The sequence below is a fragment of the Myxococcus sp. XM-1-1-1 genome, assembly GCF_020037095.1.
Taxonomy (GTDB): domain Bacteria; phylum Myxococcota; class Myxococcia; order Myxococcales; family Myxococcaceae; genus Myxococcus; species Myxococcus fulvus.
In genome coordinates, this window is sequence record NZ_JAIQDH010000003.1 from 1 (window position 1) to 17,031 (window position 17,031).

Here is a 17,031-nt window from a genome sequence, read left to right on the forward strand (position 1 = left end):
GCGGAGTCGAGGGGGACGTAGGCGGCGCCGGCCTTGAGGATGGCGAGGAGGGCGACGAGGGAGTCGACGGAGCGCTCCAGGCAGAATGCGACCCGGACTTCGGGCCCGACGCCGCGAGCGCGAAGCAGGTGCGCGAGCTGATTGGCGCGCCGGTTGAGGACAGAGAAGGAGAGGGAGGCGGAGTCGTCGAGGACGGCGAGCGAGTCAGGCGTGAGGGTGGCCTGGGCCTCGAAGAGCTCGTGGAAGGCACCCTTCCAGGGCATCTCCCGGCGCGTCGAGTTCCAATCGACGAGCACGCGGCGGCGCTCCTCGGCGGACAACATCTCCAGCTCGCTCAGCCGTGAGTCCGGCGAACCGAGCGCGGCCTCGAGCAGCGTTCCGAAGTGCTCCACCATCCGGATGATGGTGGCCTCCTCGAACAGGTCCGTGCGGTAGCCCAGTCCGCCTTCGAGTCCCTCGCCCAGCGTCAGGGTGAGGTCGAACTTCGCGCTCGGGGCGCCCGAGTCGAACGCCTCCAGGCGCAAGGGTGCCTTGACCTCCGTGCTTCCACGCACCTCCATGCTCGTCGTCGGCGCGTTCTGCAGGACGAGCATCACCTGGAACAGCGGCGAGTGGCTGAGCGTGCGGTGGGGGTTGAGCTCCTCGACGAGCTTCTCGAAGGGCACATCCTGGTGCTCATAGGCGGACAGCGTGGTGCGCTTCACCCGCGCGAGCAGCTCACGGAAGCGCAGCGACGCGGGGACCTGCGTGCGCAGGACCAGCGTGTTGACGAAGAAGCCGATGAGTCCCTCGGTCTCCGCGCGCGTGCGGCCCGCGATGGGTGAGCCCACGGCGATGTCGTCCTGCCCCGAGTAGCGGGACAGCACCACCTGCCACACGGCGAGAAGCGCCATGAACGGCGTGATGCCCTCTTGCTGGCAGAAGGCCGCGAGTCGCTCCGCCACGGAGCGAGGCAGACGCACGGGGACCGTGGCCCCCCGGTTCGTCTGCACGGGAGGCCTGGGCTTGTCCGTGGGCAGCTCCAGGAACGGCGGAGCGTCCGCGAGCTGCTGCCTCCAATACGAGAGCTGCCGCTCCAACGCCTCGTCACGCAGCCATGCACGCTGCCACGCGGCGAAGTCCGCGTATTGGATGGGCAGGGGCTCCAACTGCGAAGCCCGTCCGTTGAGCTTCGCGGAGTAGAGCTCCGCCAGCTCACGGAGCAGCACGCCCATGGACCAACCATCCGACGCGATGTGGTGCACCGTCCCCACGAGCACGTGCCGCTCGGCCTCCAGCTTCAGCAGGAGCACGCGCAGCACCGGGCCGCACTCCAGGTCGAACGGGCGCGAGGCCTCCTCGCTCACCCGTCGGTGAGCCTCGTCGAGCCGAGTCACCTCGGGATGCGACTGGAGATCCACCACGGCCAGGTGGACCGGAGAGGAGGCGTGGATGTGCTGACGCGGAGCGCCCTCGTGCGTCACGAACGTGGTGCGGAGGGCCTCGTGTCGGTCGACGAGCGCCGTGAAGGCACCCTGGAGCGCCACCACGTCGAGCGGCCCCTGAAGGAGCAGCGCGAGCGGGATGTTGTACGTCGAGCTGCCCGGCTCCAACTGGTCGATGAGCCACAGGCGCTGCTGGGCGAAGGACAGCGGCAGCTCTCCCGAGCGTGGCACCGGCACCAGCGCGGGTGTCTTCGTGCCCGCGGACGTGCCGGAGGTCTGCGCGAGTCGAGCGGCGAGCGTGGCGACGGTGGGCGACTCGAAGAGCGCGCGCAGCGGCAGCTCCAGGTCGAGCGTCCTGCGCACGCGGGAGACCACCTGCGTGGCCAGCAGCGAATGTCCGCCCAGGGAGAAGAAGTTGGCGGTGACGCTGACCCGGTCGAGCTGGAGGACCTCGGCCCAGATGCCGGCGAGGGCCGTCTCGAGCACGTCACGCGGCGCGACGAAGAGCGTGTCCTCGGCGCTCTGCTCCGGAACGGGCAGGGCCTGCCGGTCGACCTTGCCGTTGGGCGTCAGCGGCAGGGCCTCCAGGGGCACGAAGACCGTGGGCAGCATGTACTCGGGCAGGTGCTCGCGCAGCGCGGCCACCAGGGCCACGGTGTCGACCGCCCCGGGCACGAGGTAGGCGACGAGTCGGTGCTGGCCGGGCACGTCCTCACGCACCAGGACGACGGCGTCGCGAATGCCCGGTTGAGTGCGGAGCGCGGTCTCGATCTCCCCCAGTTCGATGCGCAGACCGCGCAGCTTCACCTGGAAGTCGGTGCGGCCGAGGTACTCGAGCTGTCCCTCGGCGAGCCACCTCGCCCGGTCACCCGTGCGATAGAGCCGCGCCCCGGGCGTGGAAGCGAACGGGTCGGGGATGAAGCGCTCCGCGGTGAGCGCGGGCCTGCCGAGGTACCCGAGTGCCACCTGCGCGCCGCCCAGATACAGCTCGCCCGGGACGCCCGCGGGCACGGGGTGCAGCGCGCCGTCCAGGACGTAGGCACGCGTGTTGGCGACCGGGCGGCCGATGGGGATGGAGCCTCCTGCCACGGCCTCGCCCACGACGGTGGACGTCGAATCGATGGTGACTTCCGTGGGGCCGTAGAGGTTGACCAGCCGCGTGCTGGAGAGCTGCTCACGGACCTTCGATGCGAGCGACGTGGACAGCGCCTCGCCTCCGCAGAACAGCCACTTCAGCGACGTGACACGCGACAGCGAGGGCTCATCCAGCGCGAAGCGCAGCAGCGACGGAACCAGTTGGAGCACGGTGATGCCGTGCCGGATGACGGAGTCGAGCAGCAGCGCGGCGTCGCGGTGTGCATCCCGCGGCGCGAGGACCAGCGGCGCGCCGACGAGCAGCGGCGCCCAGCACTCCCAGACGGAGGCGTCGAAGGCCAGCGGCGTCTTGAGGAGCACCTTGTCCTGGGCCGTGAGCGGGAAGGCCTCGAGGAACCACGCCATGTGGTTGGCGAGGGCTCGATGCGGGATGAGCACGCCCTTGGGCTGACCCGTGGAGCCGGACGTGTAGATGACATACGCCGGCGCCTCGGGCTCGTGACGCGCGGAGAGCGGCTCGGTGGATTCGCGCGCGAGGGCCTCCTGGTGCTCCGCGGAGTCCAGCCGCTCGGCCGTGACACCTTCGGGCAGCAGGTCGAGCAGGGACTCCTGGGTGAGCACCAACCGCGCGCCGCTGTCGCGGAGCATGAAGGCCAGGCGCTCGCGCGGATAGTCGGGCGAGAGCGGGATGTACGCGGCGCCCGCCTTGAGGATGGCGAACAGGCAGACGGGGAGCTGGAGCGTGCGGTGCGAGAGGAGGGCGACGAAGTCTCCCGGCTTCACGCCACGGGAGACCAAAAGCCGCGCGAGCTGGTTCGCGCGCGCCTCGAGCTGACGGTACGTGAGCGCTCCGTCATCGGAGAGGACCGCGACGGCCTCGGGCGTGAGCCGCGCCTGCTGTTCCACGAGCCGGTGGACGAAGGGCTCCGTGGGGATGTCCCAACGCGTGTCGTTCCATTCGACCAGGACCTTCCGCTGCTCGTGCGCGGTGAGCAGCGCATGGCCGGCGATGGGCGCGTCGGGGCGCGAGACGAGGGACTCGACCAGCTGGGTGAAGTGGAGCGCGAGCCGCTCGATGGTGGCGTGCTCGAACAGGTCGGAGTTGTAGCCGAGCGAGCCGGCATATCCGTCCGGCAGCTCCACGAGGTTGAGGTTGAGCTCGAACTTGGACGTGGTGTCGTCGATGTCGACGGGGCTGAGCGTCAGCTCCTGCTTCTGGATGGCCGAGGCCGGCGTGTTCTGGAGCGAGAACAGGACCTGGAACAGCGGGCTGCGGCTCAAGTCACGCGCGGGCTGGAGCACCTCCACCAGACGCTCGAACGGCACGTCCTGATGCGCGTAGGCGCCGAGCGCGGACTCCTTCACCTGCTTGAGCAGGTGCTGGAACGACGCCTGCCCATCGATGCGCGCGCGGAAGACGAGCGTGTTGACGAAGAAGCCGATGAGGCCCTCGAGCTCCGCGCGCTGACGGCCCGCGATGGGAGAACCGACGGTGACGTCGTCCTGGCCCGAGTAGCGCGACAGCAGCACCTGCCACGCGGCGAGCAGCACCATGAACGGCGTGGCGCCCTCGCGCTGGCACAGCTCCGCGAGCTTCCTCGCCGTGGTGGCCGGCAGGAAGACGCCGACATTGCCACCGCGCGAGGACATGACCAGCGGCCGCGACTTGTCCGTGGGCAGGTCCAGGGCCGTGACGCCGGCGAGCTGACGGCGCCAGTAGGAGAGCTGTCCCTCCAGCACGTCACCCTGGAGCCAGGCGCGCTGCCAGATGGCGTAGTCGGCGTACTGGAGCGTCAGCGGCGGCAGCGGTGACGGCTTGCCGTGCGCGAAGGCGTCGTAGAGGGCGGCGACCTCCTGGATGAGCACGCCCATGGACCAACCGTCGGAGACGATGTGGTGCATGTTGAGCGCGAGCACGTGCTCGGTGGGTGACAGGGCCAGGAGCTGGGCGCGGATGAGCGGCCCGGTGGACAGGTTGAAGGGGCGGGCGAGCTCCTCGAGGAGCAGGCGCTTCACCTCCGCGTGGGCCTGTGTGGACTCCAGGGACTGGAGGTCCACTCGGGCCAGCGGCAGCTCGCCGTGCGGCGCGATGCGCTGGAAGGGCTGGTCGTCCTGCTGGAAGAACGTGGTGCGCAGCGCCTCATGACGCCGCACCAGCTCGTCGAAGGCGCGCTGGAGCGCCGCCGTGTCGAGCGGTCCCTCCAGCCGGACGAACGACGGCATGTGGTACGCGGCGCCGCCGGGCTGGAACTGGTCGATGAACCAGAGGCGCAGCTGGGCGAAGGACAGCGGCACCGCGCCGTCGCGCGGCACGGCGATGAGGGGAGGCGCGCGGCCGGCTCCAGGTGTCTCGTCCTCGATGCGGGCGGCGAGGGCGGCCACCGTCGGCGCCTCGAAGAGCGCGCGCAACGGCAGCTCCAGCTCGAACGCCGAGCGGACGCGCGAGATGACCTGCGTGGCCAGCAGCGAGTGCCCACCGAGCGCGAAGAAGTTGTCGGTGATGCTCACCTTCGGCACGTGCAGCACGTTGGAGAAGATCTCCGCGAGCTTCTCCTCCCGGGGTGTCCGGGGCGCGATGTAGGGCGCCTCGCGCTCCTGCTCGCTCACCTCCGGCGCGGGCAGCTGGCGGCGCGCCACCTTGCCGCTCGGCGTGAGGGGGAGCGCCTCCAGCGTGACGAACGCGGAGGGCACCATGTACTCGGGCAGGCGCTGGAGGAGCGCGGCCCTCAGGGCTTCGAGGCCCGGCGACGCGGACTCGGCCGTGGGCACCAGATACCCCACGAGGCGCTTGAGGCCGGGGACGTCCTCGCGGACCGTGGCGGCCGCATCGCGGATGCCCGGGAGGGCGCGCAGCGCGGACTCGACCTCGCCCAGCTCCACGCGGAAGCCACGCAGCTTCACCTGACCATCCAGGCGGCCGAGGAACTCGACGGTGCCGTCCGCCTTCCACCGCGCGGAGTCGCCCGTGCGATAGAGCCGCGCGCCCGGCGTGGGACTGAACGGATGGGGGACGAACTTCTCCGCCGTCAGCTCGGGGCGGCCCGCGTACCCCAGCGCGAGGTGGGCGCCGCCGATGAACAGCTCGCCGGGAACGCCCACGGGCGTCGGCTGTCCGAGCGCGTCCAGCACGTAGAGCTGCGTGTGCGGCAACGGGCCGCCGATGGACGGCAGCCGGGGCCAGGACGCGGGAGGGCCCTGGAGTCGGAACGCCGAGACGACGTGCGTCTCCGATGGGCCGTACTGGTTCTCCAGGATGCAGCCCGGGAGCCGCTCGAAGAACGCCACCAGCGCGGGCGTCACCTGGAGCTGCTCACCGGCGGTGACGACTTCGCGCAGCGCGACCGGCAGCGTGGCGCCGTGCGCGACGGCGTCCGCCATGGCCTGGAGCGCGACGAAGGGGAGGAAGAGCCGCGCGACGCCCTGCCGGTGCATGAAGTCGAGCAGCGCGGGGATGTCCTGACGCAGTCCTCCCGTGGGGAGCACCAGCGTGCCGCCGGCCCACCACGTGGAGAACAGCTCCTGGCAGGAGACGTCGAAGCTGAGCGACGCGAACTGGAGCGTGGTCGCCGAGGGCACTGGCGACTGACTCAGCTGCCACGTCAGCAGGTGGCTCAGCGCGCGGTGCGGCAGCGCGACGCCCTTGGGCCTGCCCGTGGAGCCCGACGTGTAGATGACGTAGGCGGGGGACTCCGGCGAGACGAAGACCTCCGGGGCGTGCGTGGACCGGGTGGCCAGGTCCTGTGCCTCCTCATCCAGCAGCACGAGCCTCGCGCGTGACGCGGGCACCGAGGCGCGCAGCGTGGAGTGCGACAGGACGACGGGCGTCGCCGAGTCCTCGAGCATGAAGGCCAGGCGCTCGGCGGGGTAGTTCGGGTCCAACGGGAGGTAGGACGCGCCGGCCTTGAGCGACGCCAGCACGGCGACGGTCATGTCCAACGACTTGTCCAGGCAGATGCCCACGGGCACACCCGCCTCGACGCCGAGCGCGAGCAGCCGATGCGCGAGCTGGTTGGCGCGGCCTTCGAGCTGCGCGTAGGTGAGCGCGCGCGTCCCATCGGTGACCGCGATGACGTCCGGCGTGAGCCTGGCGCGCGCGCTCACGGGCTCGTGGATGGGCGTGGCGGTGTGCGGTCCCTTCGCGGTGCTGTTCCAGTCAACCAGGAGCCTGCCGCGCTCCTCCTCGGCCAACAGCGGGGCGCTCCAGATGGACTGCTCGGGGGCGTCCACGACGGACGTGAGCAGCCGCGTCCAGTGCGACCGCATCCGCTCCGCCGTGCTCCGGTCGAACAGGTCCGTGTTGAACTCGAGCATGCCTCCGATGTCGTTGCCGGAGTCGAACAGGAGCAGGGACACGTCGAACTTGGCGGTGCCGCTGTCCACGTCCAGCGTGTCGGAGTCGCCGCCGTCGCCGCCGGTGCGCTCGTAGGTCTGGAGCGCGAGCAGGGCCTGGAAGAGCGGAGAGCGGCTCAGGTCGCGCTCGGGCCGCAGCTCCTCCACCAGCTTCTCGAAGGGCACGTCCTGATGGGCATAGGCCCCCAGCGTCGTGTCACGCACCTGCTTCAGCAGCTCACGGAAGCTCAGGCCGGGCGTGAGCCGGGCGCGCAGGGCGAGCGTGTTGACGAAGAACCCGACGATTCCCTCCACCTCGGACTGGTGCCGGTTGGCGATGGGCGAGCCGACGACGATGTCGTCCTGACCGGAGTAGCGGGCGAGCAGCACCTGGAAGGAGGCCAGCAGCGCCATGAACGGCGTGACGCCCTCGCGCTTGCACATCGCCTGGAGCCGCGCGGTGAGCTCGCGTCCGAGGCGGATGTTGAGCGTCGAGCCGTTCGCCGTCTGCACGGGCGGCCGGGGCCTGTCCGTGGGCAGCTCCAGCACCCGCGGCGCGCCCTCCAGCTGCGTCCTCCACCACCCGACCTGCCGCGCGAGCACCTCGCCCTGCAGCCAGCCTCGCTGCCACACGGCGTAGTCCGCGTACTGGTACGTCAGCGGCGGCAGCGGAGAGGGCTGCCCGCGCGCGAAGGCGTCGTAGAGCACGCCAATCTCGCGCGAGATGATGCCGTTGGACCACGCGTCGGAGATGATGTGGTGCTGGGTGACGAGCAGCACGTGGCGCTCGTCGGACAGGCGCAGCACGGAGGCGCGGAGGAGGGGCGCCTGTCCCAGGTCGAAGGGCTTCTGGGCCTCGGCCGCGGCCAGCTCGAACGCCCGGGCCTCGCGCTCCGCTTCCGGAAGCGTGCTCAGGTCGACGATGGGGAGGCGGAGCTCCGCGTGCTCGTGGATGCGCTGGAAGGGCACTCCGTCCGGCTGCACGTGGAAGCTGGTGCGCAGGGCCTCGTGTCGTTGCACGAGCGCCTGGATGCCCTTCTCCAGCGCGTGCAGGTCCAACGCTCCGTCGAGGGGGAGCGCGGACGGCACGTTGTAGAACGGGCTGTCGGGCTGGAACCGGTCCAGGAACCACAGGCGCTGCTGCGCGAAGGACAGCGGCAGCGGGGCGCCATCGCGCGGCACCAGGAGCAGCGGCGGACGCACCGGCCCCTTGCCCGCGAGCGCCATCGCGTCGAGCCGGGCGGCCAGGGTCTCGATGGTGGGCGCCTCGAACAGCTCCCTCAGCGCGAGCTCCGCCTGGAAGGCCGTGCGGATGCGCGACACGAGCTGCGTGGCCAGCAGGGAGTGTCCTCCCAGCGAGAAGAAGTCGTCGGTGACGCCGATGCGCGGGACGCGGAGGATCTGCATCCAGAGTGTGGCGAGCCGCTCCTCGGTGAGCGTCCGCGGCGGGACGAGCTCGGCGGAGGACGTCGGCGTGAGGACGGCCTCGGGCGGAGGCAGCGCCTTGCGGTCCACCTTCCCGTTCGCGGTGAGCGGGAACGCCTCGAGCCGCAGCAGGGACGACGGCACCATGAACTCGGGCAGTCGCGACTTGAGGAAGGCCCGGAGGGTGACGGCGTCGAGCTCGTCCGAGACGAAGTAACCGACGAGGCGCTTGTCGCCGGGGACGTCCTCGCGGGCGATGGCCACGGCCTCGCGCACGGAGGCATGGGAGAGCAGCCCCGCCTCGACTTCGGACAGCTCGATGCGGAAGCCGCGGACCTTGACCTGCGCATCCGCGCGGCCGACGAAGTCCAGCGCGCCGTCCTGCCTCCAGCGCACCAGGTCGCCGGAGCGGTAGAGGCGCGCCCCGGGCACGGTGGAGAACGGGTCCGGGACGAAGCGCTCCGCGGTGAAGGTGGGCTGGCCGACGTAGCCTCGCGCGAGGCCGTCACCGCCGATGAACAGCTCCCCCGTCACGCCGACGGGCACGGGCTGCAGCGACGCGTCGAGGACGCGCAGGTGCGTTCCGTTCGTCGGACGGCCGATGGGGACGGAGACGCCGACGTCGTCGGGGCTCGCGACGGTGAAGGTCGTGGCGACGACGGTGATTTCGGTGGGGCCGTAGCAGTTGGTGACCTGGATGCCCCAGCCCGCCACGGCGCGGCGCGCGTTCAGCGCGGAGACGACGTCGCCACCGGTGAGGAGGCGCTGAAGGCAGGCGGGCACGGGGAGGCGGCTCTCGACGAGCTGCGAGAACAGACCGCTGGTGGCCCAGAGCGTGGTGACGCCGTGGCGGGCGACAGTCTGGAACAGCTCCTCGAGCGACGGCGTCCTCGGCGGCAGGAGGGCCAGCCGCGCGCCGTGCAGCAGCGCGCCCCAGACTTCGAACGTGGAGGCGTCGAAGGAGATGGGCGCGAGCATCAGGTGCGTCTGCTCGGGCCCGAAGCGGGTGTAGTCGATGCCGACCAGCGTGTGGATGACGCCGCGATGGGTGCAGGCGACACCCTTGGGCCTGCCCGTGGAGCCGGACGTGAAGTCGATGTAGGCCAGCGAATGCGGGTGCGCGGCGGGCGCGAGCGGCGTGGAGGCGAGGCCGTCCAGCGGGGCCTCCTCGAGCAGCACGCACGTGAGCCCGTCCGCGGGGAGCAGGGAGCGCAGCGCGCCCGTGGTGACGAGCGCGTCGGGGCTCGAGTCCTCGAGCATCAAGACCAGCCGCTCCCGCGGATAGGACGTGTCGAGCGGGACGTAGGCCGCGCCGGCCTTGAGGATGGCGACCAGGGCGACGATGAGCTCGGGCGAGCGCTCCAGCGAGACGGCGACGCGGCAGTCGGTGGTGACGCCGAGCGAGCGCAGGTGCCGGGCGAGCTGGTTCGAGCGCTCGTCGAGCTGCCGGTAGGTGACGGTGGTGTCGCCGAAGAGGAGCGCGGTGGCGTCGGGCCGCTCGGCCGCCACGCGGGAGAAGACCTCCGGCAGCGTGACGTCCACCGGGACGCGGGCGGGCGTGGAGGCCCAGTCGACGAGGAGCTGACGGGACTCCTCCTCCGGCAGCATGGAGAGCGTGGCCAGGGGCGCGTCGGGCCGGGCGACGACGGCCTCGACGAGCACCTCGAAGTGCCGCGCCATGCGCGCGATGGTGGCGTGCTCGAACAGGTCCGTGTTGTAGGTCAGCGCGCCGAGGAACCCCTCGGGCCCGTCCACGAAGTTCAGCTCCAGCTCGAACTTGATGACGGTGTCCTTCACCTCCACGGGCTCGAGCGCCGTGTCCTGCTTCTGGGCGGAGGTGCCGGGCGTGTTCTGGAGCGCGAAGAGGACCTGGAACAGCGGGCTGCGGCTCAGGTCCCGGCGGACCTGGAGCTCTTCGACCAGCCGCTCGAAGGGGACGTCCTGGTGCGCGTAGGCGCCGAGCGCGTTCTCCTTCACCTGCCGGAGCAGCGTCAGGAAGGACGCCCGCGCATCCACGCGCGCGCGGAAGACCAGCGTGTTGACGAAGAAGCCGATGAGGCCCTCGAGCTCCGCGCGCTGCCGGCCCGCGATGGGCGAGCCGACGGCGATGTCGTCCTGGCCCGTGTGCCGCGAGAGCAGCAGCTGCCACGCGGCGAGCAGCGCCATGAACGGCGTGGTCCCCTCGCGGTTGCACAGCGTCTTCAGCCGCCGGGAGACCTCCGGCTTCAAGGTGATGGGCGCCTGGCTTCCGTTGAACGTCTGCACCGGAGGCCGGGGCTTGTCGATGGGCAGCTCCAGCGGCGGCACTCCGCCCAGCCGTCCCCGCCACCACGCGAGCTGCTGCTCCAGCACCTCACCCTTGAGCCAGTCGCGCTGCCACACGGCGTAGTCGGCGTACTGGAGGGCCAGCGGGGGCAGCGGCGACGGCAGCCCCATCGCGAACGCGCCGTAGAGCGCGCCGACCTCCTGGACGAGCACGCCCATGGACCAGCCGTCGGAGACGATGTGGTGCATGTTGAGCGCGAGGATGCGCTCCGTCGGGGTCAGCTCCAGCACCAGCGCGCGCACCAGCGGCCCGGTGGAGAGGTTGAAGGGGCGCAGGTACTCCTCGTGGAGCAGGCGCTCCACCTCCCGCTGCTTCGCCTCGGCCTCCAGGGCCTTCAGGTCCACGTGCGTCACGGGCAGCTCGCCCTGCGGCGCGATGAGCTGGTAGGGCTCGTCGTTCTGCTGGAGGAACGTGGTGCGCAGCGCCTCGTGACGCCGCACCAGCTCGTCGAAGGCGCGCTGGAGCGCGGCGCGGTCCAGCGGTCCGTCCAGCCGGACGAACGACGGCATGTTGTACGTCGCGGTGCCGGGCTGGAGCTGGTCGAGGAACCACAGGCGCTGCTGCGCGAAGGACAGCGGCAGGGGCCCGGAGCGCGGCACGGGGACGAGCGGAGGGGGCTGCCGCTTGCCCGACATCAGCAGCATCGTGTCGATCTGCGCCGCGAGCGCCGCGACGGTGGGCGCGCCGAAGACGGTGCGAAGCGGCAGCTCCACGCCGAGCGCGGAGCGCACGCGCGACACCACCTGCGTGGCGAGCAGGGAGTGCCCCCCGAGCGCGAAGAAGTTGTCGGTGACGCTCACGCGCGGCACGTGCAACACGTCCGCGAAGAGCGTCGCGAGCTTCTCCTCCAGCGGCGTGCGCGGCGGGGCGAAGGCGCCGCCGCGCAGGCTCTCCGCGTCCGGAGCGGGCAGCCGCTTGCGCGCGAGCTTTCCGCTGGGCGTGAGCGGGAGCGCCTCCAGCGCGACGAACGCGTTGGGCACCATGTACTCGGGCAGCCGCTCCTGCAGGAAGACGCGGAGGGCCTCGACGTCCGGCGCCGCGTCCGAGGCGGAGACGACGTAGCCGACGAGCCGCCGGTCCCCCGGGACGTCCTCGCGCACCACCACGGCCGCGTCACGCAGCCCCGGCGCGGAGCGCAGCACCGTCTCCACCTCGCCCAGCTCGATGCGGAAGCCGCGCAGCTTCACCTGCGAGTCCAGGCGGCCCAGGAAGTCGAGCGTCCCGTCCGCGCGCCAGCGAGCGGCGTCACCGGTGCGGTACAGCCGCGCGCCCGGCGTCCGCGAGAACGGGTCCGGCACGAAGCTGCGCGCGGTGACGTCCGCCTTGCGCTGGTAGCCATGCGCCAGGTGCTCACCGCCGACGTACACCTCACCGGCGACGCCCACGGGCACCGGCTGTCCCAGCGCGTCCAACAGGTAGATGCGCGTGTGGCCCACGGGGCTTCCGACGGACGGCAGGGGAGGCCAGGCCGCGGGCTCGCCGCGCAGGCGGAACGCGGTGACGACGTGGGCCTCGGAGGGGCCGTACTGGTTCTCCAGGGAGCAGCCCGGGAGCTTCTCGAAGAAGGCCACGACGCTGGCGCTCACCTGCAGCTGCTCGCCGGCGGTGACCACCTCGCGCAGCGCGGTGGGAAGAGTCGCCCCGTGCGCGACGGCGTCCGCCATGGCCTGCAGCGCGACGAACGGGAGGAAGAGCCGCGCGACGCCCTGCTGGTGCATGAAGTCGAGCAGCGCGGGGATGTCCTGGCGCAGCGCCCCGGTGGGCAGGGCGACGGTGCCGCCCGTCCACCAGGTGGAGAAGAGCTCCTGCACGGAGACGTCGAAGTTGAGCGACGCGAACTGGAGCGTCGTGGCCCCGGGCAGCGCGGACTGGCCCACCTGCCACGTCAGCAGCGAGCTCAGCGCGCGGTGGGGCATGACGATGCCCTTGGGCAGGCCCGTGCTGCCGGAGGTGTAGATGACGTAGACGGTGGCATCCACCGGGACGTCGATGCCGGGCGCGTGGCGCGGCTGCCGTCCGAGCGCGTCCGCCTCGTCATCCAGCGTGATGACGCGGGTGGACTCCAGGAAGGGCAGGGCGGACTTCAGGCTCGAGTGCGTGAGGACCACGGGCGCGAGCGTGTCCGCGAGCATGTAGGCCAGCCGCTCGGAGGGGTAGGTCGGGTCCAGCGCCAGGTAGTTGGCCCCGGCCTTGAGCGTGGCCAGGACGGCGATGGCCATGTCGAGCGACTTCTCCAGGCAGATGCCGACGGTGCTCCCGGTCGCGACGCCGCGCGCGCGCAGGTGCCAGGCGAGCTGGTTGGCCCGCGTGTCCAGCTCCGCGTACGTGAGCGCGTGGGTGCCATCCGTGATGGCGACGGCGTCGGGCGTGCGGCGGGCCTGCGCCTCCACGGGGACGTGGATGGGCGAGGGCGTGAAGTCGCCTTTCGACGTGTCGTTCCAGTCGACGAGCAGCTGGTGGCGCTCGGCGTCCTCGAGCAGGGGCAGCCGGAAGACGGACTGGCCCGGCTCGCGGACGGCGGCCTCCAGCAGGCGCACCAGCCGCGTGGCCATCCGCTGGATGGTGGCCGTGTCGAAGAGGTCCAGGTTGTACTCGAACACCGCGTGGAAGGCGGTGCCGTCATCGGACATCAGCAGCGTCAGGTCGAACTTCGACGTGCCGCTGATGGCGTCCAGCGGGCGGACCTTCAGCGCGGAGCTCCCGTCGTCCTGGCCCACCGCCTTCGGCGTGTTGAGCAGGGCGAGCATCACCTGGAACAGCGGCGTGCGGCTCTGGTCCCGCTCCGGACGCAGCTCGTCCACCAGCTTCTCGAACGGGACGTCCTGGTGCGCGTACGCGCCCAGCGTCGTCTCGCGCACCTGGAGGAGCAGCTCGCGGAACGTCATGCCCGGCTTGAAGCGGGCGCGCAGCGCGAGCGTGTTGGCGAAGAAGCCGATGAGCCCTTCCAGGTCCGCGCGCGTGCGGTTGGCGATGGGCGAGCCGACGATGATGTCGTCCTGGCCGGAGTAGCGCGCCAGCAGCGTCTGGAACGTGGCCAGCAGCACCATGAAGGGCGTGACGCCCTCCTCGCGGCACAGCGCGTAGACGGCCGGCGCCAGCGTCTCCGGGATGTCCACGCGCAGCATGTCGCCGCGCAGGGTCTGGATGGGCGGGCGGGGCCTGTCGGTGGGCAGCTCCAGCGCGTGCGGCGCGTCGGCCAGCTGCGTGCGCCAGTACGCCAGCTGCGACTCGAGCACGTCCCCCGTCAGCCACCCGCGCTGCCACACGGAGAAGTCCGCGTACTGCACGGGCAGCTCGGGCAGCGGCGTTGGCTGTCCCCGCGCGAAGGCCAGGTAGAGCGCGGGGACCTCCTGCGTGAGCACGCCGATGGACCACCCATCCGAGATGATGTGGTGGATGACCATGAGCAGCACGTGCTCGTGTGCGTCCAGCTTCAAGAGCGTCGCGCGCAAGAGCGGTCCCGACGCCAGGTCGAAGGGCGTGCGCGCCGCCTGGTCCGCCAGGCGCTGGGCCTGGGCGTCGCGCTCCTCCGGCGACAGCACGCGCAGGTCCACCACCGGGATGCTGAACGGCGCGGGCTCGGAGACCGCCTGCACGGGGCCTTCCGGCAACGCACGGAACGTGGTGCGCAGCGTCTGGTGGCGCCGCGTCAGCTCCGTGAAGGCGCGCTCCAGCAGCGCGTGCTCCAGCGGCCCGGTGAAGCGCAGGCCGTAGAACATGTTGTACGCGGGGCTGCCCGGCTGGAGCTGGTCCAGGAACCACAGCCGCTGCTGCGCGTAGGACAGCGGCGCGCCGTCGCCATGCCCCGTGGGGATGGGTCCCTCGCCCGCGCGCGCGGCGTCGAAGAGCCGGGCGGCGAGCGCCTTCACGTGCGGCTCGCGCAGCAGCGTGTAGCCGTCACCCGGCGTCACCTCGAGCCGTGAGCCCTCCTCCGCCAGCACCGCCCAGCCCCGGTCCTGCTCGGTGTCGCTGGCCCCGGTGGCCTCCGCGGCGCGGATCACGAGCGCGGAGCCGGGGAAGGGCTCCGGGACGTAGCGGCGGGCGGCGCGCAGGTGCGCGGAGAAGACCTTGAAGCGCGCGCGCAGGGACTCGATGGGCGTGCCCTCGGGCAGCAGCCCCGCGCCATGCAGGTGCGAGAGCAGGGGCTCCGGGTCCTTCCCCGTGGTGAGCGCCGCGGGCAGCTCCAGCGGAGCCAGTCCCCCCTGGAGCGCCAGGTCCCTCGCGAACAGGGCCGCGTGGGCCGCGAGCGCGGTGGCGGACACGCTCCGGTCGGGTGCCACGGGCGGCGGCTCGAGCAGCGTGAGCCGCGCGGCGTGCCCGTCGCGCTGGAGCAGGCGTGCCATCTCCCACGCGATGACGGCGCCCAGCGCCCAGCCCGCGAGGTGGTAGGGCCCCTCGGGCCGCTCGGCGCGCAGCGCCTCCACGTAGAAGACGGCCATCGCCTCCAGCGACTCCAGCGGGGCGCGGCCATCGGTGAGGCCTCGCGCCTGGAAGCCCAGCACGGGCTGGGACGCGGGCGCGTGCCCGGCGAGCGCGGCGTAGCAGTCCAGCCGGCCGTCCAGCGGATGCACGAGGTAGATCGGCGGAGTCTTCTCGTCACCGGCGCGCAGGACCACCAGCGGCGAGCCGGAGGCGGCCACGGGGGCGTCGGATGGGGTGACGGGGCCGACGGACGTCGGAGAGTCGATGCGCGTGCTCACGGATACTCCAGTGGATACATGGGCGCGGACGGCCAGAACCGCGACGTGCTCAAGACGGGGTGTTCCCCGTCGCCGAGAGCCTGTTCTCGGGCACGGCGTTGGCCGCGGGCGGTTCGGAAGGAAGCGTCGAGGCGAGCGGATGGGAGGGAATCACGTCCGGAAGCTCTTCCTGGACGCGCCGCGCGCGAGGGGACGAAAGCAGCAGGCCCACGGCGCACAACACCGTGAGGCCGATGACGACGAAGAGGAGCGCGATGCCGCGGCCGGGGCCGGTGCCCAGAAGGCGCCCCATGCTGTCCGCCAGCGCGCCGCCCGGAGCCATCCACGGCTCGAAGACACGGTCGGCCAGCGGACCCGCCACCAGCGTGACCAGCAGCACCGCGGACTGGCCCACCGTCTTTCGCAGCGCGGCCACCCGGCCCTGGATCTCCAGCGGCACCTTCGTCTGCCAGAGCACCTGCGAGTTGGCCGCGGTGAGCGGCATGGAGAACAGGAACAGCATCGCCGCCGTGGCGAGCAACGCAACGCTGGGGGGCAGCGCGGCCAGCAGCAACATCGTCGCGGCGATGAGCGGGAAGCCCGCCACGCCCCGCATGCGCTGCTTGGGGCCGCCCCACACGCTGGTGAGCACGCCCCCGGCCAGCATGCCCAGGCCGGACACGGAGCCGATGACGCCCAGGTTCTTCACGTCCGTGAAGCTCAGCACCAGCGGCGTGATGAGCAGCAGCACCAGCGCCATGCTCGCGTTGGTGAACGTGGTGAAACACAGCAGGTACGTCAGCCCCCGCCGCTCGCGCACGAAGCGCCACGCCTCGGCGAGCTCCGCGCGCATGGAGCGCTTGCCCGGAGCCCGCGCCGCGCTCGGCGGTGGTGCCGGGAAGCGCACCGCGACGAGCACGCTCGCGGCGAACAGGAAGCTCAGCACGTCCATGAAGAGCACGCCGTGCAGGCCGATGCTGCCCACCAGCACGCCCGCGAACACCGGCGAGGCAATCTGGCTGATGGCCGCGCCCAGCTCCGCCAGTCCGCTGGCGCGCCCCAGGTGCCGCTTGGGGATGAGCAGCGGCGTCGTCGCCTGCCACGCGGGCCACCGGAACGCCGTGCAACAGCCGCCCAGCAGGACGATGGGGTACATGTACCAGCTCTGGAACTTCAGCCAGCCGGCGTTGTCCGCCATCAGCAGCGTCCAGATGAGCCCCGTGGTGACGCCCGAGCCCACGTCGCTCCAGAGCATCGCCTTGCGCCGGTCCCACCGGTCCACCAGCACGCCCGCGAACGGCGACAACACCGCCAACGGCAGCGTCGCGCAGAACGAGATGAGCACGAAGCGCGTCGTGGAGCCGGTGAGCTGGTAGACGTACGCGCCCAGCGCGAACGATGTCAGCCCGGAGCCGAACAGGGAGACGAACTGACCCAGCCAGACCAGGGCGAACGTGAGCAGCGGGCGCGACGGTGAAGCAGGCGACGGGGCGGTCATTCGTCGAGGAGGAGCGAGCTGGGTTGCCTGGCCAGCTTCCCACGGGCCAGGGGCACGGCACAGGAACCGGGGTACTCTGGGATCAGCTTCACAGCCCTGACGCATTCTTGCAAACAGACTACCCGGACAGTCGCGCCGGCCCGCGTGGAAACACGGACGGTGCGTGTGGCCCGGGGGAGGTGGCGGGGGAGGGGGCCCTCGTTGCGAGCCGCCGGCCGCGCCTCAACTTCTTGGAACAGCAATCCGTTCACCCTC

The 17,031-nt window shown here is 71.7% G+C and carries 2 protein-coding genes; both read right to left on the bottom strand.

All coding sequences use genetic code 11. The features are described from left to right. Positions 1-15,299 (bottom strand): non-ribosomal peptide synthase/polyketide synthase (locus K8640_RS07710; RefSeq protein WP_223746483.1); only part of this gene is annotated, 15,299 nt, incomplete at its 3' end. A gap of 49 nt (positions 15,300-15,348) precedes the next feature. Then, entirely contained in the window at positions 15,349-16,776 is a 1,428-nt protein-coding gene (locus K8640_RS07715; RefSeq protein ID WP_223746484.1) for an MFS transporter, read from the bottom strand. Positions 16,777-17,031: the final 255 nt, after the last annotated feature.

What these genes read in the sequence shown, in the direction of transcription:
- K8640_RS07715 (WP_223746484.1), bottom strand. Translation starts at nt 16,776, where the DNA reads ATGACCGCCCCGTCGCCTGCTTCACCGTCGCGCCCGCTGCTCACGTTC.